This is a genomic window from Pseudomonas sp. TUM22785 (assembly GCF_028198105.1).
Classification (GTDB): Bacteria; Pseudomonadota; Gammaproteobacteria; order Pseudomonadales; family Pseudomonadaceae; genus Metapseudomonas; species Metapseudomonas solani.
Map to the genome: position 1 here is coordinate 1,039,437 of NZ_CP116239.1, position 20,664 is coordinate 1,060,100.

A 20,664-nucleotide genomic window follows, 5' to 3' on the forward strand; every position below is an offset into this window, starting at 1 on the left:
GACGACCATCGTCGATCCCCCAGGCTCTTCCAGCTTCCAGCTTCCAGCTGCTCCTAAGGCAACGGCGAAAAAGGCGAGCCGCCGTCGGCGGTCTGCAGTTCGATCAGGTAGTTGCGGAAGATCTGCCCCAGCACCTGGGTGGCGATCTCGAGTTCGTCGGCGCGCATCTGGCCGGAAACCATGTCGGCGGTGTCCATCGCCTCGTCCGAGCCGTTCACCGCAGCCATCTTCAGCACGATATAGGCCTGCACGTTGCTGGCCGGCACGCCTTCGCCACGGAAGAACATGTTGCCGAGGCGGAACTGCGCCTGGGCGTTGCCTTTCAGGGAGGCTTGCTCGAACCAGTTGAGCGCCTGGTGCAGGTCGCGGGGGGTGCGCTTGCCGTCGTAGTAGAACTCGCCCAGCTCGTACTGCGCCTCGGTGTCGCCGGCCTTGGCGGCCTGCTGGCAGTTGGAGAGGGCTTCCTGCTGGTCTTCGGGTTGCGTATTCAGGCTGCAGCGCCCGGTGGCCGAGATCAGCAGGGAGTTACCGCCGGCTTCGGCCAGCAGTGGAGAGAGGAGCAACAGGCTGCCCAGGGTCAGGATGCGGCCGGTGCGGTTCATGAAATCACAGCGCCTCGAAAAGCAGTGCGGGCGACGGGCCCGGCCGGCGAAACGCGCCGACCGTCACATTATGAAATAAGCAAGGCGCTTCTTACAAAGTCTTTGCGCGGATTTCCTTGCATCCGGGCGCTGGCCCGTAGGCGCGGCATCCCGGATGCAACGTCCGCGTAAAGCCGGTCAGGCCTTTTTCAGCTCGGCGAACGCGCGCTCGGCGGCGTCCAGGGTGATGGCCAGCTCGGCATTGCCGTGGGCGATGGAGGTGAAGCCGGCCTCGAAAGCGCTGGGCGCCAGGTACACGCCACCCTGCAGCATCAGGTGGAAGAAGCGCTTGAAGCGCTCGGCGTCGCTGGCCATCACGTCGTCGAAGGTGACGATGTCGTCGGCGCCGCTGAAGTAGAGGCCGAACATGCCGCCCGCCTGGGTGGTGACGAAGGGAATGCCGGCGGCATCGGCGCGCTGTTGCAGGCCATCGAGCATGCGGCTGGTGTAGTCGCTCAGCTCGGCGTGGAAGCCGGGGCGGCTGATCAGCTTCAGGGTGGTCAGGCCGGCGGCCATGGCCAGCGGGTTACCCGAGAGGGTGCCGGCCTGGTAGACCGGGCCCAGCGGGGCGATCTGCGACATGATTTCGCGCTTGCCGCCGAAGCAGCCCACGGGCATGCCACCACCGACGATCTTGCCGAAGGTGGACAGGTCCGGCGTCACGCCGTAGTAGCCCTGGGCACCGCCGAGGGCGACGCGGAAGCCGGTCATCACCTCGTCGAAGATCAGCACCACGCCGTGCTGGTCGCACAGGCGGCGCAGGCCTTCGAGGAAGCCCGGGGCCGGGGGGACGCAGTTCATGTTGCCGGCCACCGGCTCGACGATGATGCAGGCCACGTCCTGGGCCACTTCGCCGAGCATCTTCTCGACGGCGTCGATGTCGTTGAAGGGCAGCGTCAGGGTGTGCTTGGCGAAGGCTGCGGGCACGCCGGCGGAGCTCGGCACGCCCTGGGTCAGCAGGCCGGAGCCGGCCTTCACCAGCAGGCTGTCGGAGTGGCCGTGGTAGCAGCCTTCGAACTTGATGATGCTGTCGCGGCCGGTGTAGCCACGGGCCAGGCGGATGGCGCTCATGGTCGCCTCGGTGCCGGAGCTGACCATGCGCACCATCTCCATGGACGGCACCAGGGAGCAGACCAGGTCGGCCATCTCGGTTTCCATGGCGGTCGGGGCGCCGTAGGAGAGACCGTGCTCCAGCTGGCGGCGCACGGCGTCGAGCACGTCGGGGTGGCTGTGGCCGAGGATCATCGGGCCCCAGGAGCCGACGTAGTCCACGTAGCGCTTGTCGTCCTCGTCCGTTACGTAGGCGCCTGCAGCGTGCTTGAAGAACAGTGGCGTGCCGCCAACGCTCTTGAAGGCGCGGACCGGCGAGTTGACGCCACCGGGGATGTGTTTCTGGGCGTTGGCGAACAGGGTTTCGGAACGGGACATGTCAGGCTCTCTCTGAAAACGGGTGTACGGGGCTCAGGCCGGATCGAACAGGGCACTGAAGGCGCGCGCGCGGCGCTCCACTTCGGCGGGGCTGTCGGCGGCGAACAGGGCGTGGATCACGGCGATCAGGTCGGCGCCACGGGCGATCAGCTCGGGGGCGTTGTCCTGGGTCACGCCGCCAATGGCCACCAGCGGCAGGGCGAAGCGGCGTTTGGCTTCGTCCAGCAGCTCGGGCGTGGCGGCAGGGGCGCCGGGCTTGGTGTTGGAGTTGAAGAAGCGACCGAAGGCGATGTAGCTGGCGCCTTCGCGCACCGCGGCCGCGGCGAATTCCAGGTTGGCGTGGCAGGTGCCGCCGATGATGGCGTTGCGGCCGAGCAGGGCGCGGGCGGCGGCGAGGGAGCCGTCGCCCTGGCCGAGGTGCACGCCGACGCTCAGGCGCGCGGCCAGTTCGGCATCGTCATTGATGATCAACTGCGCACCGTGGCGCGCGCACAGCTCGCGCAGGGCGTCGGCTTCGCGCAGGCGGCGGGCGTCGTCACCGGATTTGTCGCGGTACTGCAGCAGTCGGGCGCCGCCCTTGAGCGCCGCCTCGACGTAGGGCAGCAAGCGGCCGTCAGCGAGCAGGGCGCTGTCGGTGATGGCATAGAGACCGCGCAGCTTCATGAGCAGAAGTCCAGGGGCAGGCGGCGCGGCACGAACTGGCCCTGGCCGGGCTGCTCGGCGTCACGCAGGGTGCGCCAGGTGTAATCGAGGGCGGTTTCCACTGCGCTGACCAGGTCCTGGCCGAGGGCCAGGCGGCCGGCGAGGGTGCTGGCCAGGGTGCAGCCGGAGCCGTGATAGCTGCCCGGCAGGCGCTGGCAGGTGAAGGTGTGCTGGCTGCCATCGCGGGAATAAAGGCGGTTGTGCACTTCGGTCTCGTCGCCATGGCCGCCGGTGATCAGCAGGTGGCGGACGAACGGCAACAGCTTCTCGGCGCACTGGTCGGCGGTGCCTTCGGGCAGTTCGGCGAGGATGCGTGCTTCCGGCAGGTTGGGGGTGGCCAGGGTGGCGACCGGCAGCAGGCGCTCGCGCATGGCGAAGCCGACTTCGTCCTTGCCCAGGGCGCCACCGCCGCCCGCGCGCAGCACCGGGTCGCAGACCAGCGGCACGCCCGGCAGGGACTGCATGATTTCCAGGACCGTCTCGACCATTTCCACCGAGCCAAGCATGCCCAGCTTGACGGCGGAGACCGGCAGGTCTGCGATCACCGCATGGGCCTGGGCCAGCACCCACTCGCGGTCGAGCACGCGGAAGTCGGAAACGTTGACGGTGTCCTGCACGGTGAGGGCGGTCACGGCAGGGGCGGCATGGCAACCCTGGGCGATCAGGGCTTCGATGTCCGCCTGGAGACCGGCGCCGCCACTGGGGTCGTGGCCGGAAAGACAGAGGACGATGGGGCGGGAGATGGGCTTTTTCATGGTGCGCGAGCTTATCACTTTTCCCGCGCCCGGAGCCCGGCCGGCCCGTACGCATTGTCGGACAAAAGGCCTCTGCGACAACCTGCCCCAGGTTGGGGCAGGAACACGCCGCCGCGTGTTTCCGTGGAATGCCTTGAAAGTACCGTTCTAGAGCGGCTGGTGGCTTATGGCAATGTGCCTCTTCGTGCGGCCTTGGGCTGTGCTAAAGTGAGCGAATTCGAACAACCAGGCCCCGTGTGGCGCGTCAGCAGGGGAAGAAGGGACTTCCCGACGCGCACAACAGGCCTTTGCGGGGCTTCATGCGGCGCGTCCTTCTGCTTCTTCTCCTTCTGGTTTCCACGTCCGTGCTGGCGGTCGAATTCGACGAGCAGACGCGCCAACTGCCCCTCGGGCGGCACATGGACGTATTCGAAGACGTACGCGGCGACGCCAGCCTGGCCGATATCACCTCGCCCGCCCTGGAAAGCAGCTTCCGCCGTCACGACAAACCCGTGCTCAACGCCGGCTACTCGCGCTCGGTGTTCTGGCTGCGGGTGGACCTCGACTACCGCCCGCGCACGCTGGGCGGCCAGCAGCCCTGGTTGCTGGAGCTCGCCTACCCGCCGCTGGATCACCTCGAGCTCTACCTGCCCGACGGCCTGGGCGGCTACCGCCTGGCCCAGCGCACCGGCGACGCCTTGCCCTTCTCCAGCCGCGAGATCAAGCAGAACAACTACCTGTTCAGCCTCAACCTGCAGCCCAACCAGCCCCAGCGCCTCTACCTGAGGCTGCAGAGCCAGGGCTCGATCCAGGCGCCGCTGGCCCTGTGGTCGCCGCAGGCCTACCTGGAAGAGCAGCCCGGGCGCATCTACGTGCTCGGCATCATCTACGGCGTGCTGCTGGTGATGCTGATCTACAACCTGTTCATCTTCCTCAGCGTCCGCGACACCAGCTACCTCTACTACATCCTCTATATCGCCTCGTTCGGGCTCTACCAGATCTCGGTGAACGGCGCCGGCATCGAATTTTTCTGGCCCGACAGCCCCTGGTGGGCCAACGCCGCAACGCCCTTCCTGATCGGCTCGGCCTCGCTGTTCGGCAGCCAGTTCGCCCGCAGCTTCCTGCACACCGCCGAACACAGCCCGTGGATGGACCGCACCCTGCTCGGGCTGATGGCCATGGGCGGCCTGGTGATGGTGCTGTCGCTGGCCGCCAGTTACGGCGTGGCCCTGCGCCTGGCCACCTCCCTGGCGCTGATCTTCACGGTGGTGATCTTCACCGCCGGTATCCTCGCCTGGCTGCGCGGCATGCGGGTAGCGCGCTACTTCATCTTCGCCTGGACCACCTTCCTCATCGGCGGCGCCATCAACACCCTGATGGTGCTGGGCTACCTGCCCAACGTCTTCCTCACCATGTACGCCAGCCAGATCGGTTCCGCGCTGGAGGTCGGGCTGCTGTCCCTGGCCCTGGCCGACCGCATCAACGCCATGAAGGAAGAGCGCACGCGCATCCTCCAGGAAGCCGGGCGCAAGTTGGAGACGCTCAACCAGGAACTGGCCAACAGCAACCGCCTGAAGGACGAATTCCTCGCCACTGTCACCCACGAGCTGCGCACTCCGATGAACGGCGTGATCGGCTCCCTGGAGCTGATGCAGACGGTCAAGCTCGACGTCGAGCTGGAGCAGTACCAGAAGACCGCCGCCAGCTCGGCGCGGGACATGATGCGCCTGGTCAACGACATCCTCGCCATGACCGAACTCCAGGCCGGCAAGCTCTACCCCCGGCGCGAACCCTTCAGCCTGCGTGGCCTGTTCGACAGCCTGCGTGCCCAGTACGCCCCGCGTGCCGAAGACAAGGGCCTGCGCTTCTCCCTGGAGCTGGATGAAAGCCTGCCCGACATCCTCGAAGGCGACGCCGGCAAGCTCTCCCAGTCCCTCGGCTACCTGCTGGACAACGCCATCAAGTTCACCCCACGGGGCAGCGTCACCCTGCGTGTGTTGCGCCTGGAGTCCAGCGGCGACGACCTGGGCCTGCGCGTGGAAGTGGAAGACACCGGCATCGGCTTCCAGACCCCGGCGGATGGCTCGCTCTACCGCCGCTTCCGTCAGATCGACGGCTCCATGACCCGCGAATACGGCGGCCTGGGTATCGGCCTGGCCCTGGCGCGGCAGCTGGTGGAGCTGCTGGGTGGCGACCTCACCCATGAATCCGAGCCCGGCCAGGGCAGCTGCTTCCGTCTCGACGTGCAGCTGACCCGGCCCGCCCAGCCGCAGTTGCCGGCCACGCCCCCGCGCCGCGCCGCCGGCCAGGCCCAGCGTCGGCCCGAGCAATGCACCGTGCTGGTGGTGGAGGACAACGCCATCAACCAGTTGGTGACCCGCGGCATGCTGCTCAAGCTCGGCTACCGCGTGCGCACCGCCGACAACGGCGCCGAGGCCCTGGAGCTGCTGCGCCGCGAACCGGTGGACGGCGTCCTGCTGGATTGCCAGATGCCGGTGATGGACGGCTTCGCCACCTGCCGTGCCCTGCGCGGCATGCCCACCTATGCCGACCTGCCAGTGCTGGCGATCACCGCCCACAGCCACAGTGGCGACCGCGAGCGCTGCCTGGCGGCGGGCATGAGCGACTACCTGGCCAAGCCGGTCAAGTTCGAAGAGCTGCGCACCCTGCTGCACGACTGGCTGCTCTGCCGGCCGGTGGAAACCAGCGCCTGAACAGTCCCGGCAGGCGGCGTTTTTCCCCTTTTCGACGGCGTTAATCCCGCTTTCTGCAAAATCTGAATCCTGATTCACTGAAAAAAGATGAATCAGGATTCAGACCATGTCCTACCGAGTCACCGCCACCCGAATCGACCGTGACCAGGAACTGCGCCGGCGTATTCTCGATTGCGCGCTGGCCCGCGTGGCCGAGGGCGGTTTCGCCGCACTCACCATGCAGGCTCTGGCCGAGGACGCCGGCGTCGCCACCGGCAGCCTGTACCGGCACTTCCGCAACAAGGGTGAGCTCGCGGCCGAAGTCTTCGCCCGTGCCAGCCAGGTGGAAGTGGACACCCTGGCCCAGTTGCTGCGCGGCCCAGGCACCCCCACCTGGCGCCTGGCCGAAGGCTTGAACCAGTTCGCCGCCCGCGCCTGGAGCAGCCGCCGGCTGGCCTTCGCCTTGATCGCCGAGCCGGTGGACCAGGAAGTGGACGAGCAGCGCCTGCTCTATCGTGAGTCCTACGCCGAGCTGTTCATCGAGTTGCTGGAGGAAGGGCGCGCCAGCGGCGAATTCGACCTCCTCTCCACGCCCCTCACCGCTGCCTGCCTGGTGGGGGCCATCGCCGAAGCCCTGGTCGGCCCCTTGTCGCCGCCCGCCCGCGCCGCCCGTGAGCCCGGGCAATCCCAGGCCGACCTCGAACTGGTCAGCCGCAACCTCGTTTTCTTCTGCCTGCGCGCCGTTGGCGCCGCCATCCCTGCCTAGGAGAACCGCCATGAACCTGCACCAGTTCGCCGAGACCCATGACGTGCTCAACCAGGTGCCGTCCCTGGACGGCGCCAACCTCTACCGCGTCGACCTGCCCCTGCAGGAATGGACCCGCCGCTACGACGGCGGCTGGGCCGAGGCGCAGCTCGACCGCTACGGTGCTGCGGCCGGCGGCGCGTTGATGGCGGCGGGTTTCCTCGCCAACGAGAACAAGCCGGTATTCAAGAGCCATGACCGCTACGGCAACCGCATCGACCTGGTGGAGTTCCACCCCGCCTACCACGAGCTGATGGCCTCGGCCATCGCCGCCGGCATCCCCTCGCTGCCCTGGACCGACCCGCGTCCCGGCGCCCAGGTGGCGCGCGCGGCCCTCAACTACCTGCACAACCAGCCCGAGGCCGGCAACGCCTGCCCGCTGACCATGACCTACGCCAGCGTCCCGGCCCTCAAGCTGCAGCCGGATATCGCCGAAAAGTGGCTGCCGAAGATCCTCTCCACCCAGTACGACCCGCGCAACCTGCCCATGGAGCAGAAGAGCGGCGTCACCATCGGCATGGCCATGACCGAGAAGCAGGGCGGCACCGACGTGCGCGCCAACACCACCCGCGCCCACCCCGTCGGCATCCCCGGCCCGGGCCAGGCCTACGAGCTGGTCGGCCACAAGTGGTTCTGCTCGGCGCCCATGTGCGACGCCTTCCTCACCCTGGCCTACACCGACAAGGGCCTGTCCTGCTTCCTGCTGCCGCGCCACCGCCCGGACGGCACCCGCAACCAGTTCTACATCCAGCGCCTGAAGAACAAGCTGGGCAACTGGGCCAACGCCTCCAGCGAGGTGGAATACCGTGGCGCTCTGGCCTGGATGATCGGCGAGGAAGGGCGCGGCGTGCCCACCATCATCGAAATGGTCTCCCTGACCCGCTTCGACTGCATGATCGGTTCCAGCTCGCTGATGCGTCAGGCGCTGACCCAGGCCGCGCACCACTGCGCCCACCGCAAGGTCGGCGGGCGCGTGCTGGCCGACCAGCCGCTGATGCAGAACGTACTGGCCGACCTGGCCCTGGAAAGCGAAGCCGCGCTGGCCCTGACCATGCGCATGGGCCGCGCCCTGGACCACGCCCACGATGAGCAGGAAGACAAGTTCGCCCGCCTGGTCACCGCCGTGGGCAAGTACTGGATCTGCAAGCGCGCCCCCGCGATGATCAACGAGGCCCAGGAATGCATGGGCGGCGCCGGCTACGTCGAGGAAACCATCCTCCCGCGCCTCTACCGCGAAGCGCCGGTCAACTCCATCTGGGAAGGCTCCGGCAACGTCCAGTGCCTGGACGTGCTGCGCGCCCTGTCCAAGGAGCCCGGCGTGCTCGACGCCCTGTTCGCCGAACTGGGCGACGGCCACGGCGACGCCCGCCTGGCCGCCCACATCGGCAACCTCAAGGCTGCCTTCCATGACACCGCCGACATCCAGTACCGCGCCCGCCAGCTCACCGAAGACGTCGCCGTGGGGCTGCAGGCCAAGCTGCTGCTGGAAGCCGGCAACGCCACCGTCTCCGACGCCTTCATCGCCAGCCGCCTCGGCCACGGCGGTCGCGTCTACGGCACCCTGCCGCGCGGCGTGGATGTCGAAGCGCTGGTGGCGCGCAGCACGCCGCATCTGGTGTAACGCTCGGCGTGTGGCGTCGTAGGTCGGGTGAAGCCCGGCGATCTTTCTGGCCAGCGGTTCAGCGCCGCTGCCAGATCATCTTCCCGCCCGTGCCCTCGGTGACCAGGTAGGGGTCGCTGAAGCGGTAGCGGGCGGCGGGCTGGTAGTCGGCGGCGCCTTGCTGGCGTACCAGCAGCACGCCGTTGTCGCTGCGCCATTGGCCGCTGTATTGCAACTGGCCGGGGCTGTCGTAACTCCAGTCGCCGCCACCGCCGGCGGAGCGGGTCCATTGCGCCACGCTGCCGTCGGCGCCGAGGCGCAGGGTCATCACGGTGTTGAAGGAGGCGAAGCCGGTGCCGCCGCTGCTGTTGATGATCTTCTCGTGCACCCAGTTGCCCACCAGGGACGGGTCCAGGCCGCCGCCCGTACTTTGTGGCTGTGCCTGTGCGTTCGCCTGGTCGGCGCGCAGGAACAGTGCCTGGCGCTCCAGTACCTGGCCGTTACGCGGGTCGCGGGCGGCGATGCGGGTGGCGAGCTGGGCGTCGGCGTAGCGGGCGGCGAGGGTGGCGACCACCTGGCCGGATTGCGGCACGCTGATTTCCGCTCGCAGCACCTGGCCGTCGAAGCTGCCCTTGAGGTCGAGGCGCAGGCTGCCGTTCTCCACGTACTGGCCGCTCACTGCCTGGCCGTCCTGGCGCAGCACCAGCTCGGTGGGTTGGCCGTCGAGGTTGGCCTGGTAGCGGCCGTCGAGTTCGCCGGCCAGCAGGGAGCAGCAGTAGAGGGCGGGTAGCAGGCAGAAAAGGCGGGCCATGGCGGAGGACTCGTCGTTGGGGTCACCCAAGCCTAGTCGCAGGCCGTGCAGGCTGCCATTGCCGGGACAATCGTCGCGCAATGCACCGAAGGCTCTATGCCGCGGGCCCGGACAGCGGCAAGATAGAACCTGTTCGCACAGACAGGATGCCGATCGTGACCCAGGATACCCCCGAGTTTCTCATCGCCAGCACCGCCGAAGAGGCGGTCGACCGTCTGGCCGAGCTGCATGGCCGCGCCACCTCTGCGCTGAGCCAGGCCCTCAAGCTCTACCTCAAGGAACGGGCCGAGCCGGACGCCGCCCAGCGCGCGCAGTTCCGCTACCCGGAGTTGCGCATCACCTATCGCTGCCAGGGCGAGGTGCCGTCCACCGTCCGCGCCTACGCCAAGATGCAGGTGCCGGGCACCTACAGCGTCACCGTCACCCACCCTGCGGCCTTCCGCAAATACCTGCTGGAGCAGCTGCGCCCGCTGATGAGCGACTTCACCGTGCAGGTGGAAGTGGGCGTGAGCCAGCAGAACATCCCCTATCCCTATGTGGTCGAGCAGGGCGATGAGCTGGCCGGCACCGACGTGACTGCCGCCGCCCTGGCGCGGGTGTTCCCCAGCACCGACCTGTCCGCCGCCACCGATGGTGTCGCCGACGGGCTCTATGACTGGGAGCAGGCCGACCCGCTGCCCCTGGCGCTGTTCGACGCGGCGCGGGTGGATTTCTCCCTGCGCCGCCTGGTGCACTACACCGGCAGCGACTGGCGCCATGTGCAGCCCTGGATCCTGCTCACCAACTACCACCGCTACGTCGACCAGTTCATCCAGCACGGCCTCACCCAGCTGCGCGAAGACCCGCGCTTCGTGCGCATGGTCCTGCCCGGCAACGTGCTGGTGGAGCGGGACATGAACGAGGAGACCATGCAGGCGGTGATCGACAGCGTGGTCTGGCACCGCTACCAGATGCCGGCCTATCACCTGATCGCTGCCGACGGCCATGGCGTCACCCTGGTCAACATCGGCGTCGGCCCGTCCAACGCCAAGAACATCACCGACCACCTGGCGGTGCTGCGCCCCCACTGCTGGCTGATGATCGGCCACTGCGGCGGGCTGCGGCAGTCGCAGACCATCGGTGACTACGTGCTGGCCCACGCCTACATGCGCCGCGACGGCATCCTTGATCGAGTGTTGCCGCCGCATATCCCGCTGCCGGCCCTGGCCGAAGTGCAGCAGGCCCTGCAGGACGCAGCAGCGCTGGTCACCGGCGAACACGGTGAAGACCTCAAGCGGCGCCTGCGCACCGGCACCGTGCTCACCTACGACGACCGCAACTGGGAGCTGCGCTGGGCCCAGGAGCGCCCGCTGATCAACCTGTCGCGGGCGGTGGCGGTGGACATGGAAAGCGGCACCATCGCCGCCCAGGGTTATCGCCTGCGGGTGCCCTACGGCACGCTGCTGTGTGTCTCCGACAAGCCGCTGCACAGCGAGATCAAGCTGCCGGGCTCGGCCAGCGCCTTCTACCAGCGCGCCGTCAGCCAGCACCTGCGCATCGGCATCGCCGCGCTGGACCTGCTGCGCACTCAGCTCAACTCGCTGCACTCGCGCAAGCTGCGCAGCTTCGACGAGCCGCCGTTCCGCTGATCGTTCGTTGAATAGGAAAAGGGCCGCATGATGCGGCCCTTTGTCTTGTGGGGCTGAACGATCGTACGTCCTTTGGTGAGCTGCTCGGCAGCCGTGCACTCGGGTTTCGATTTAAGCTGCGGCCTTCAAGGACGAGCGAGGTGACATCGATGGAGCAGGCCCGCCACTTACTCACGGCATTCTGGGAACCGTTCAGCTTCCTGAACCTTTTCGCCTGGATCAGCGGCGCACTGCTGTTAGGCACGATCGCCGGCCTGGTGCTGGCCATCCAGTTGCACCGCGGCGGTTGGCTGGCCCGCAGCAAGCGCTGGCATCACTGGACGCTCAAGCTGTATTTCCTGCTGCTGCCGCTGGCCGGAGGTGTGCTGGGATTCCAGGGCGGGATGCTGTACAGCGGACAGCAACAGATCAACCGGCACCTGGACAGCTACGCGCCGGCCGTGCAGCGGCTGGCCGATGACACCTGGCAGGACTTCCAGGCTTATGTCCAAGCCCAGGACGAGCAGCGACTGCAGGCCTTGCGCGGCGCCAGCGTGCAAGCGGCACTCAATCAACTGGCGCTGGATTACCTGCGCGGCGAGCGGCAGCAGGAGGCCGACGCGCGAGCCGAGGCGTCGCTGGCCGAGCGCGTGGCCTTCGACCTGCTCGATCGTCTGCGAGCGAGCCTGCTTGGCAAGGCCTTGGGCGAGGTGGCGGTGAGCGAGGCGGCGAGCTACAGCGGGCTCAACAAGAAGGTGCTGGCCGGGGTGCTCGATGCGCGGGTGGAGCAACTGTTCCAGGCCGAGTTCCTGCTGGACCTGCTGAAGCGCCAGGTCGGCCATGTGTTCAAGCCGTTTTACATCGCGCTGCTGCTGCAGCTCGGCCTGCTCCTGGTTTTAATCGCCGGGGAGTGGGGTGTTTCACGCTGGCTCCGCCAGATCCCGTCCGCCGCCCTGGCGGAGCCGGTCGCACTGGGGGCTCCGTAACAAACGGGCCGCGTGATGCGGCCCGTTTGTTACGGGCGGTGGCTCAGTTGCCGCTGGCCTCGGCGAGGCCGGTTGCGGCGTCGCCGTCCAGGGCGGGCACCTGCCACTGGTAGCCCGGCGTCGGCACGCGGAAGTTGTCGGCCTCGACGTTCCAGTCCGCCAGCGCCTTGGCCAGGTCCTTGGGCGGGGTGTACTGGCCTTCGTCAGTGAGGTTGAAGGTGCCGAAGTGGATGGCCAGGCTGTTGCGCGAATCCAGCTGCTTGTGGGCCTGCACGGCATCGTCCGGGTTCATGTGGTTGTCGCGCATGAACCAGCGTGGCGCATAGGCGCCGATGGGCAGGGCGGCGAAGCGCATGGGCCCGAAGCGCTCGTGGATCAGGCGGAACTCCGGCCCCAGCCCGGTATCGCCGGGGAACAGCAGCGGGCCGTCCGGCGAGGTGACCACGAAGCCCATCCACAGGGTCCGGTTGGTGTCGCCGCGGGTGCGCGCCGACCAGTGCTGCACCGGCACCGAGTGCAGGGTGAGTTCGTCGTTCAGCGGCAGCTCCTGCCACCAGTCCAGCTCCACCACGCGGGCGAAACCGGTCTCGCGGATCAGCGGGCCGTTGCCCAGCCCGGTGGCCACGGTGGCCAGGGGGAAGCGCTCGGCCAGGCCACGCAGGCTTTCCAGGTCCAGGTGGTCGTAATGGTTGTGGCTGACCAGGATCAGGTCGATGGGCGGTAGCTGGTTGAGGCTCAGGCCCGGCTGCTGATGGCGGCGCGGGCCGATGAAGCTGAAGGGGCTGACGCGCTGGGACCACACAGGGTCGGTGACGATGTTCAGGCCGCGGTGCTGGATCAGCACGGTGGCGTGGTTGATGTAGGTGATGCGCAGCTCGTCGCCCTGCACCCGCTCGACGACCTCGGGGGCGGCGACGGCGGGCTCTTCCACCCAGGGCGCCTGCTTCTCGCGGTTGAACTGCCACTTCAGCACCGACCACAGGTCCTTGTGCGGCTTGGGTTCGATGTTGTGGAAACGCTGGCCGTCGAAGTGGTCCGAGGTCGGCCCCTGGTAGGGCGTGCCCGCACAGCCGGCCAGGGTCATCAGGCTGATCAGCCAGGTGGGGCGTAACGCACGGGGCATGGTGGTCCTCGCTCTTGCGGTGGTGGGGCGCTCAACCTAGCATGCGCTTCCGATACCCTGTCCACTGCCGCTCGTAACCAGCCATGTCGTCCCGCCCGCCGCGCTCTCCACGTCCTTCTTCCCGTCGCCCCCAGCCCGCCGCTCCCCGCCGCGTGGCCAAGGCGCCGCCGGCCGAACCGCGCCTGGTGCTGTTCAACAAGCCGTTCGACGTGCTCACCCAGTTCAGCGATGGGGAAGGGCGCGCCACCCTCAAGGATTTCATCGACATCCCCGGCATCTACCCCGCCGGGCGTCTCGACCGTGACAGCGAGGGCCTGCTGCTGCTGACCAATGACGGCCGCTTGCAGTCGCGCATCGCCGATCCCAAGCACAAGCTGGCCAAGACCTACTGGGTGCAGGTGGAAGGGGAGCCCAACGAAGAACAGCTGCAGCGCCTGCGTGACGGCGTCGAACTCAACGACGGCCCGACCCTGCCGGCCGAGGCGCGCCTGCTGGAGGCGCCGCAACTGTGGGAACGCGACCCGCCCGTGCGCTTCCGCAAGAGCGTACCCACGGCCTGGCTGGAACTGGTGATCCGCGAGGGGCGCAACCGCCAGGTGCGGCGCATGACGGCCGCCGTCGGCCTGCCGACCCTGCGCCTGGTGCGCGTGCGCATCGGCCCCTTCGCCCTGGACGGGCTGGGGCTCGGTCAGTGGAAGGACGTGCCGGCGCGTCTGGACTGAGCGCCGGCGGCTGGATCAGGAACTGATCAGTAGAAGGACTTGATCACTTCGATGCCCTTGTTCAGCACCTCGCGCCAGGCGCTGCGTACCTCGGTGCTGTGATCCTTGTCGTGCTCGGCGATGGTCAGCAGCAGCGACTCCACCCACAGGTCGTACATCTCGGGGCGGATGTCGAAGCCCTCGCGGGAGTGGGTGGCGCCGAGTGCGCGCAACTTGGTGTCGGGCATGCCGCGGGCGAACATCACCAGGTTGAGGATGCCCTGGCGCAGCAGTGCCTTCTGCGCCGGCATATCGGTCTCGGTGAACTTGGCGCGGATCTGCGGCGAGCTGTCGAGAAAGCGGCGATAGAAGGCATCGAAGAAATCGGGGTTGGCACAGCAGCGTCCATAGCTCTGCATGACGCGATCAGTGGCGTTCATGTTGTCTCCAGGCAGAAAAAACGAAGCCGCCCACGCAGGCGACCTTGCCTGTGCGGGGAGCGCGGGGGAGGTTTTTTACATGCCTTCGAGGCCGCCGATCACCAGGGACTTGATGACGAAGCCGAGCACACCGAGACCCAGGGCGAGGAACAGGATGAAGGTGCCGAAGCGACCGGCCTTGGACTTCTTGGCGAGGTCCCAGACGATGAACGCCATGAACAGCACGAGACCGGCGATCATCGCGGTCATCATCCACTCTTCGAATTTCTCGGGGCTCATTCTCAACCTCTAGCAGCGAAACGAATCAGACCCGGCGCGGGAATGCGCCGGGCAGTGATGCCGTGAGGGCGGGGGCTGCGGTTGTTGTTCTGCGAGCCTGGGGCTCTTATTGGCGAAACCACGCGGGGCACAGCAAAGGCGCGGCGATTATACGCCGCGCTCCGGTGCTCGCCAGTACCACCTACGTATTAGCCGCGCAGGTGGGTCAGCGGCAGCTCCGTGGTGCTCAGCACCTGGTTGAGCACGAAGCTCGAACGCACGCTGGTAACGCCTTCGATGCGGGTCAGCTGGCCCAGCAGGAACTGCTGGTAATGGTCCATGTCCGGCACCACCACCTTGAGCTGGTAGTCCGCCTCCATGCCGGTCACCAGGCAGCACTCCAGCACCTCCGGGCACTGGCCGATCACCGACTGGAAGTGCTCGAAGCGCTCCGGGGTGTGGCGGTCCATGCCTATCAGCACATAGGCGGTCAGGCTCAGCCCCAGCTTCTTGCGGTCGAGCAGGGCCACCTGGCGCACGATGTAGCCGTCGTCCTCCAGCTGCTTCACCCGCCGCGAGCAGGGCGAGGGCGACAGGCCGATGCGCTCGGCCAGCTCCTGGTTGGAGATGCGCGCATCGCGCTGCAGTTCGGCGAGGATCTTCAGGTCGTAGCGGTCGAGTTTTTCCATCTGTGCACCCGGATTCCATGTGGATTGCCAGGAATGATGCGTGATTAGTGAAAAATTGCGCAAGTGGCAATCTGCAGAGCAATCTTTGCAATCATCTGTCGTGCCCGGCAGCTTAAGATTCTTCTCAGTTTCACGGCCCGGACAGCATGTCCACCCGACCCGCCCAATCAGGCGCGTCGGCGCCGCCGAACCCACCGGTTCGAGTCGGCCCCCGGGTCCGCGCTGCCCAATCAGGCAGGCGATGAAAGCGGCGACACAATTGCCAGCACAGGACAGATTCCCCAAAGGGGGGCCCGAAATAGGGGCCCCCCTTTTTTATTGCCCGCGAGAAACCTGATGCACAGGCTCAATCCGTAGGATGGGTCGGGCGGCGTTCCACGAGCTCGGCGAAACCCATCGAGACCGAGCGCGGATCAGCACGGGTACTTGCGAGAGGCCTTAGACGAGGCCGGCCAGGCGCAGCAGCCACCAGGCCAGCACTGCCAGCTGCACGAAGAAGCCGGCGAAGCGCAGCCAGACGAACAGCGCGCTGGTGCTGATCAGGTGGACGACGCTTTGGAAGATGCGCGCGCCCAGCAGCACCAGGGCCAGCGGGTCGGTGATGGCGGTTTGCGCGGTGGCCAGGGCGAACAGCAGTACCGCCGCCTGCATCGGCAGGTTTTCCAGGCAGTTGGCGTGGGCGCGCACCAGGCGCTGGCCGAGTGCGCCGGGCGTGTTGCTGCCATCGGGGGCGAAGGCGTTGACCTTCATCCGCCCGCCGAGCACCAGCAGGCCGCGCTGATTTACCAGTAAAAAGACCAGCAGCAGGCTCCAGGCGACCAGGCCGAGCAAGGCGATGGCAGTGGGGGATTGCGACATGGGAAAGGCTCCTCGAATTGTTGTTGTGGGATGACGCGCGGCGAATATAGAGCAAAAGCTCTAAATCTGCGAAGCCAACCAACAATGGGGAGGAATACCGGGAGGGCAGTCTTAGTTGCGGGCGGCCTGGACCACCTCGATGGGGTCGGCGTGTACCAGCACCTCGGCCCGTGGGTAGGCCGCGATGATCGCCTGTTCCACCCGCTCGCACAGCGCATGGGCCTGGGACAGCGGCAGCTCGCCCGGCAGCTCCAGGTGCAGTTGCACATACCAGTGGCTGCCGGAAATGCGCGTGCGCAGGTCGTGGGCGCCCAGCACGCCGGGCACCGCGCAGGCAAGCTGGTGCATGCGCTCGCCCACTTCTGCGGAGACTTCCTCGTCCATCAGCACTGCCACCGATTCCCGGGCGATGCTGATGGCGCTCCAGAGGATGTAGGCGGCAATGCCCAGGCCGAAGAGGCCGTCCACCCGGTCCCAGCCCTGGCTGGCCAGCGCCAGGGCGATGAGGATGCTGGTGTTGAGCAGCAGGTCCGAGCGGTAGTGCAGGGAATCGGCCCGCACCGCGGTGGAGTGGGTGACCTGCACCACATGGCGCTGGAAGGCCAGCAGGGCGAGGGTCAGCACCAGGGACAGCACCATCACCGCCATGCCCAGGCCCTGGCTGCCCAAGGGCTCCGGCTGGCGCAGGTGCTCGACCGCCTGCACGCCCACCAGCACGGCGCTGGCGGCGATGAACATGGCCTGGGCCAGCCCGGCGAGGGATTCCGCCTTGCCGTGGCCGAAGCGGTGGTCATCGTCCGCCGGCTTCAGGGCGAAACGCACGGCCAGCAGGTTGAGCAGGGAGGCGGCGCTGTCCAGCAGCGAGTCGGTCAGGCCCGCCAGCAGGCTGACCGAGCCGCTCAGCCACCAGGCGACTGCCTTGGCCAGCACCAGGGTCAGGGCGACACTCAGCGAGGCGCTGGTGGCCAGGCGCAACAGGCGCGCGTGCTGCGCTGAAGTGCTCATGAACGGCTGGGCTGGTAGTAGATGAAATCCAGCGGCGGGCTTTCCAGGCCAATTGCCGTCATCGCCGCGGTCACCTGGCCCCGGTGGTGGGTGCCATGGTTCACCAGGTGGGTGATGATTTCCCCATGGGGGCGGCGGAAGGGCTCGCCCTTCATGTTCTGGTATTCCAGGGGCGCGGCCAGGGCGTCGTCGTCCTGCCCGGCCAGCCAGGCGCGCCACAGGCCGATGCCTTCGGCCAGCACTGCGGCCAGGGCAGCGCGGTCCGGCGCGGCCTCGGCGTCCAGTCGTTCGAAGGGGCGGGGCAGGTGCAGCAGGCGGGAGAACCAGATGCGGTCCACCACGGCTAGGTGGTTCAGGGTGCCGTGGATGGAGCCGAAGAACAGGCCGCGATCGGCCCGGTAGCGGGTTTCGTCGAGGGGCGCGAGGCTCGCCAGCAATTGCCGGTAGGCCCAGCCGTGGTAGGCCAGGAGTCTGTCGAAATGGCCGGCGAGCGCACGCATCAGGCGGCCGGTTTCAGGCCATAGGCGGCCAGTTGCTCGAGGCTGCCGCTGTGCTGGATCAGGCGCGGGTCGTCCAGCGGCAGGTTGCGGCCGGTTTCACGCTCGATGATCGCCTTGAGGCGGGCGTTGTCGATCTTGCCGTCGGTGCCGATGGCGTCTTTCAGCAGCGCCGGGTCGACCTGGGCGGTCTCGTTGTCCGGCAGGTAGATGGCACCGGTGGCGAAGTCGACGCCGAAGGCGATCAGGCCGGGGATCACATAGAAGAGGATGCCGACGGCGTTGAGGGCGGCGACCACGGGGTCGATCTTGCCTTCGATCTGGCCACGGCGGTCAGGGAAGAACAGCGTGCCGCAAGCGGTCAGCTGGGTCAGCAGGGCGGCGGCGACGGCGCCACCGATCAAACGGGAAGACATGCGCATATGCGGCTCCAGGCGAGAAAATGGCGTCACTATACCAAGGCGTTCATTGCAAAACGCACGGCAGTGTTGAGACCACACGAAAGGGCTGGCAGTTCGCCGCTATAATCGCCACCCCGCGTTGGAGCCCCCATGAATCCGCTACCCATCGATGCCGTCCTGCCCGCCCTGCGCGAGGCCCTTGCGCAGCGCCATGAAGCGGTGCTCGAAGCGCCCCCCGGCGCCGGCAAGACCACCCGCGTGCCCCTGGCGCTGCTGGGCGAACCCTGGCTCGCCGGGCAGTCCATCCTCATGCTCGAACCCCGCCGGCTGGCTGCCCGGGCCGCCGCCGAGCGCCTGGCCGACGAGCTGGGCGAGAAGGTCGGCGAGACCGTGGGCTACCGCATCCGCCTGGAGTCGAAGGTCGGCCCGCGCACGCGCATCGAAGTGGTCACCGAAGGCATCCTCGCCCGCCGCCTGCAGGACGACCCGGCGCTGGAAGGCGTCGGCCTGGTGATCTTCGACGAATTCCATGAGCGCAGCCTCGACGCCGACCTGGCCCTGGCGCTGACCCTCAACGGCCGCGCGCTGCTGCGTGACGAGCCGCCGCTGAAGGTGCTGCTGATGTCCGCCACCCTGGAGGGCGAGCGCCTTTCCAGCCTGCTGGACGCGGCGCCCGTGGTGCGCAGCGAGGGGCGCATGTTCCCTGTGGATATCCACTGGGGGCGGCCCTTCCAGGCTGGCGAATACATCGAGCCGCGGGTGCTGCAGACGGTGCTCCTGGCCCTGGCCGACCAGCCGGGCAGCATCCTCGTGTTCCTCCCCGGCCAGGCCGAGATCCGCCGCGTCGCCGAGCAGCTCGGCGAACAGCTGCAGGGGCGCAGCGACGTCCTGCTCTGCCCGCTGCACGGCGAGCTCGACCTGGCCGCCCAGCGCGCCGCCATCGAGCCCGCGCCGGCCGGCACGCGCAAGGTGGTGCTGGCCACCAACATTGCCGAAACCAGCCTGACCATCGACGGCGTGCGCGTGGTGGTGGACGCCGGCCTGGAGCGGGTGCCCTGTTTCGACCCGGCCAGCGGCATGACCCGCCTCGACACCCAGCGCATCTCCCGCGCCTCCGCCACCCAGCGTGCCGGCCGCGCCGGGCGCCTGGAGCCGGGCGCCTGCTACCGCCTCTGGTCCGAGGCCCAGCACCAGCAGCTGGCCGCCCACGGCAGTGCCGAAATCCTCCAGGCCGATCTCGCCGGCCTGGCCCTGCAACTGGCGCGCTGGGGCGTGGAGCCCGGCGAACTGGCCTGGCTCGACCCACCGCCCGCCGCCGCCCACGGCCAGGCCCGTGACCTGCTGCGCCGCCTGGGCGCCCTGGCCCCGCGCGAAAGCGGCGGCCTGGCGCTCACCGCCCACGGCCAGGCCATGGCCGAGCTGCCGGCGCACCCGCGCATCGCCCACCTGTTGCTGCGTGGGCAGGCGCTGGGGCTCGGCAGCCTGGCTTGCGACCTCGCTGCGCTGCTCGGCGAGCGCGACATCCTCCGGGGTGGCGGCGCCGACCTGCACAGCCGCATCGCCCTGCTCACTGGCGAGACAGGCGCCGCCCGTGGCGCCAAGGGCGGCGTGCAGCGTGCCCGCCAACTGGCCCGGCAGTTCCGCTCCTACCTGCGTGGTGCCGCCAGCGAAGCCGTGGCCGACCCGGACCACCCGCGCTGGCTCGGCTGCCTGCTGGCCTTCGCCTACCCCGACCGCATCGCCCAGCAACGCCGCCCCGGTGGCGCCGAATACCGCCTGGCCAACGGCCGTGCCGCGCTGTTCGCCGAACCCGATGCGCTGATGAAGGAGCCCTGGCTGGTGATCGCCGACCTGGGCAGCCGCCAGGGCCAGCGCGAGGAGCGCATCTACCTCGCCACCGACCTCGACCCGACGCTGTTCGAAGGCCCCCTCGCCGAACAGGTCAGCGCCCAGGAACTGCTGGACTGGGACGAGCGCGAAGGCGTGCTGCGTGCCGAACGCCAGCGGCGCATCGGCGAGCTGGTGCTGGACCGCGAACCCCTGGCCAGCCTGGACGAAGCCGCGCGCACCCGCGCCCTGGTGGGGCTGGTGCGGCGCAAGGGCCTGGAGTTGTTGAACTGGACGCCGGACCTGCGTCAGTGGCAGGCCCGCGTGGCGCTGCTGCGGCGCCTCGACCTGGCCCGACAGGGCAGCAGCGATTGGCCGGACCTGTCCGATGCCGCGCTGCTCGATTCCCTGGAGGACTGGCTCGCGCCCTGGCTGGGCAAGGTCAGCCGCCTTAGCCACTTCTCCGCCCTGGAGCTGCCTGGCATCCTCGCCGGCCTGCTGCCCTGGCCGCTGCCCCAGCGCCTCGACGAGCTGGCGCCGCGCGCGATCACCGTGCCGTCCGGCTCGGCCATCCGCCTCGACTACAGCGAAGACACCCCGGTGCTGGCGGTGCGCCTGCAGGAGCTGTTCGGCCTGGCCGACACGCCGCGCATCGCCGAGGGCCGCCAGGTGGTCAAGCTGCACCTGCTGTCTCCCGCGCGCCGCCCGGTACAGGTCACCCAGGACCTGGCCAGCTTCTGGGCCAACACCTATATCGAGGTGAAGAAGGACCTCAAGGGCCGCTACCCGAAGCACTACTGGCCGGACGACCCGCTGATCGCCGAGCCCACCGCCCGGGCCAAGCCGCGCAAGTGAGGG

20 protein-coding genes are annotated in these 20,664 nt (G+C 68.2%); 7 read left to right on the plus strand and 13 right to left on the minus strand.

Annotated features, from left to right (window positions below):
• Nucleotides 1-53: 53 nt before the first annotated feature.
• The 4 genes from PI990_RS04910 to PI990_RS04925 all read right to left on the minus strand — a co-directional run bounded on the left by PI990_RS04910 (nucleotide 54) and on the right by PI990_RS04925 (nucleotide 3,526).
• Nucleotides 54-602 carry a tetratricopeptide repeat protein gene (locus PI990_RS04910; protein WP_021222007.1) on the minus strand — a complete coding sequence of 183 codons (549 nt, stop codon included), beginning with the start codon at nucleotides 600-602 and terminating at the stop codon, nucleotides 54-56.
• Nucleotides 603-779: 177 nt separating this feature from the next.
• The gene (gene hemL / locus PI990_RS04915; protein WP_271659967.1) at nucleotides 780-2,069 is read right to left on the minus strand and encodes a glutamate-1-semialdehyde 2,1-aminomutase; all 1,290 of its coding nucleotides are present in this window, start codon (nucleotides 2,067-2,069) and stop codon (nucleotides 780-782) included.
• 33 nt (nucleotides 2,070-2,102) lie between these two features.
• Nucleotides 2,103-2,732 carry a thiamine phosphate synthase gene (gene thiE / locus PI990_RS04920; RefSeq protein WP_184489643.1) on the minus strand — a complete coding sequence of 210 codons (630 nt, stop codon included), beginning with the start codon at nucleotides 2,730-2,732 and terminating at the stop codon, nucleotides 2,103-2,105.
• Entirely contained in the window at nucleotides 2,729-3,526 is a 798-nt protein-coding gene (locus tag PI990_RS04925) for a hydroxymethylpyrimidine/phosphomethylpyrimidine kinase (RefSeq protein WP_021222004.1), read from the minus strand. The genes thiE and PI990_RS04925 overlap by 4 nt, the downstream gene beginning before the upstream one ends.
• Before the next feature lie 299 nt (nucleotides 3,527-3,825).
• Here PI990_RS04925 and PI990_RS04930 point away from each other — a divergent pair, with 299 nt between their 5' ends.
• The 3 genes from PI990_RS04930 (at nucleotide 3,826) to PI990_RS04940 (ending at nucleotide 8,624) form a co-directional block, all read left to right on the plus strand.
• Nucleotides 3,826-6,219, plus strand: a complete 2,394-nt coding sequence (locus tag PI990_RS04930; RefSeq protein WP_271659968.1) for a hybrid sensor histidine kinase/response regulator — start codon at nucleotides 3,826-3,828, stop codon at nucleotides 6,217-6,219.
• A 106-nt stretch (nucleotides 6,220-6,325) separates the two neighbouring features.
• Nucleotides 6,326-6,964 (plus strand): TetR/AcrR family transcriptional regulator, encoded by a 639-nt coding sequence (locus PI990_RS04935; protein WP_021222002.1) that lies wholly within the window; start codon nucleotides 6,326-6,328, stop codon nucleotides 6,962-6,964.
• A 10-nt stretch (nucleotides 6,965-6,974) separates the two neighbouring features.
• Complete coding sequence (locus PI990_RS04940; RefSeq protein ID WP_271659969.1) at nucleotides 6,975-8,624, plus strand: acyl-CoA dehydrogenase family protein; 1,650 nt, start codon at nucleotides 6,975-6,977, stop codon at nucleotides 8,622-8,624.
• A gap of 58 nt (nucleotides 8,625-8,682) precedes the next feature.
• Here the strand turns inward: PI990_RS04940 and PI990_RS04945 are convergent, their stop codons facing one another.
• Nucleotides 8,683-9,414, minus strand: a complete 732-nt coding sequence (locus tag PI990_RS04945; protein ID WP_271659970.1) for a cell envelope integrity protein TolA — start codon at nucleotides 9,412-9,414, stop codon at nucleotides 8,683-8,685.
• Between the two features lie 146 nt (nucleotides 9,415-9,560).
• Between PI990_RS04945 and amn the strand changes: the two genes are divergently transcribed.
• Together amn and PI990_RS04955 are read left to right on the plus strand one after the other, a co-directional pair.
• Nucleotides 9,561-11,042: an AMP nucleosidase gene (gene amn / locus PI990_RS04950; protein WP_021221999.1), complete on the plus strand. Its 1,482-nt coding sequence runs from the start codon at nucleotides 9,561-9,563 to the stop codon at nucleotides 11,040-11,042.
• Between the two features lie 149 nt (nucleotides 11,043-11,191).
• Nucleotides 11,192-12,007 (plus strand): hypothetical protein, encoded by an 816-nt coding sequence (locus PI990_RS04955; RefSeq protein WP_265170452.1) that lies wholly within the window; start codon nucleotides 11,192-11,194, stop codon nucleotides 12,005-12,007.
• Between the two features lie 43 nt (nucleotides 12,008-12,050).
• Here the strand turns inward: PI990_RS04955 and PI990_RS04960 are convergent, their stop codons facing one another.
• Entirely contained in the window at nucleotides 12,051-13,130 is a 1,080-nt protein-coding gene (locus tag PI990_RS04960) for an MBL fold metallo-hydrolase (protein WP_021221997.1), read from the minus strand.
• A gap of 152 nt (nucleotides 13,131-13,282) precedes the next feature.
• Between PI990_RS04960 and PI990_RS04965 the strand changes: the two genes are divergently transcribed.
• Nucleotides 13,283-13,852, plus strand: a complete 570-nt coding sequence (locus PI990_RS04965; protein ID WP_021221996.1) for a pseudouridine synthase — start codon at nucleotides 13,283-13,285, stop codon at nucleotides 13,850-13,852.
• A 26-nt stretch (nucleotides 13,853-13,878) separates the two neighbouring features.
• Here PI990_RS04965 and PI990_RS04970 read toward each other — a convergent pair whose 3' ends face one another.
• The 7 genes from PI990_RS04970 to PI990_RS05000 form a co-directional block, all read right to left on the minus strand.
• Nucleotides 13,879-14,271: a globin gene (locus PI990_RS04970; RefSeq protein ID WP_021221995.1), complete on the minus strand. Its 393-nt coding sequence runs from the start codon at nucleotides 14,269-14,271 to the stop codon at nucleotides 13,879-13,881.
• Between the two features lie 75 nt (nucleotides 14,272-14,346).
• Complete coding sequence (locus PI990_RS04975; protein ID WP_021221994.1) at nucleotides 14,347-14,550, minus strand: DUF2788 domain-containing protein; 204 nt, start codon at nucleotides 14,548-14,550, stop codon at nucleotides 14,347-14,349.
• Nucleotides 14,551-14,738: 188 nt separating this feature from the next.
• Nucleotides 14,739-15,218 carry an Lrp/AsnC family transcriptional regulator gene (locus tag PI990_RS04980; RefSeq protein WP_021221993.1) on the minus strand — a complete coding sequence of 160 codons (480 nt, stop codon included), beginning with the start codon at nucleotides 15,216-15,218 and terminating at the stop codon, nucleotides 14,739-14,741.
• A 438-nt stretch (nucleotides 15,219-15,656) separates the two neighbouring features.
• Nucleotides 15,657-16,076: an MAPEG family protein gene (locus PI990_RS04985; RefSeq protein ID WP_043245005.1), complete on the minus strand. Its 420-nt coding sequence runs from the start codon at nucleotides 16,074-16,076 to the stop codon at nucleotides 15,657-15,659.
• A gap of 111 nt (nucleotides 16,077-16,187) precedes the next feature.
• A complete protein-coding gene (locus PI990_RS04990) occupies nucleotides 16,188-17,081 on the minus strand; it encodes a cation diffusion facilitator family transporter (protein ID WP_021221991.1) in 894 nt (297 codons plus the stop codon).
• Nucleotides 17,078-17,581: a DinB family protein gene (locus PI990_RS04995; RefSeq protein WP_271659971.1), complete on the minus strand. Its 504-nt coding sequence runs from the start codon at nucleotides 17,579-17,581 to the stop codon at nucleotides 17,078-17,080. The genes PI990_RS04990 and PI990_RS04995 overlap by 4 nt, the downstream gene beginning before the upstream one ends.
• Entirely contained in the window at nucleotides 17,581-18,000 is a 420-nt protein-coding gene (locus tag PI990_RS05000; protein ID WP_184489652.1) for a polyribonucleotide nucleotidyltransferase, read from the minus strand. The genes PI990_RS04995 and PI990_RS05000 overlap by 1 nt, the downstream gene beginning before the upstream one ends.
• A gap of 129 nt (nucleotides 18,001-18,129) precedes the next feature.
• Between PI990_RS05000 and hrpB the strand changes: the two genes are divergently transcribed.
• Nucleotides 18,130-20,661 (plus strand): ATP-dependent helicase HrpB, encoded by a 2,532-nt coding sequence (gene hrpB / locus PI990_RS05005; protein WP_271659972.1) that lies wholly within the window; start codon nucleotides 18,130-18,132, stop codon nucleotides 20,659-20,661.
• Nucleotides 20,662-20,664 lie beyond the last annotated feature (3 nt).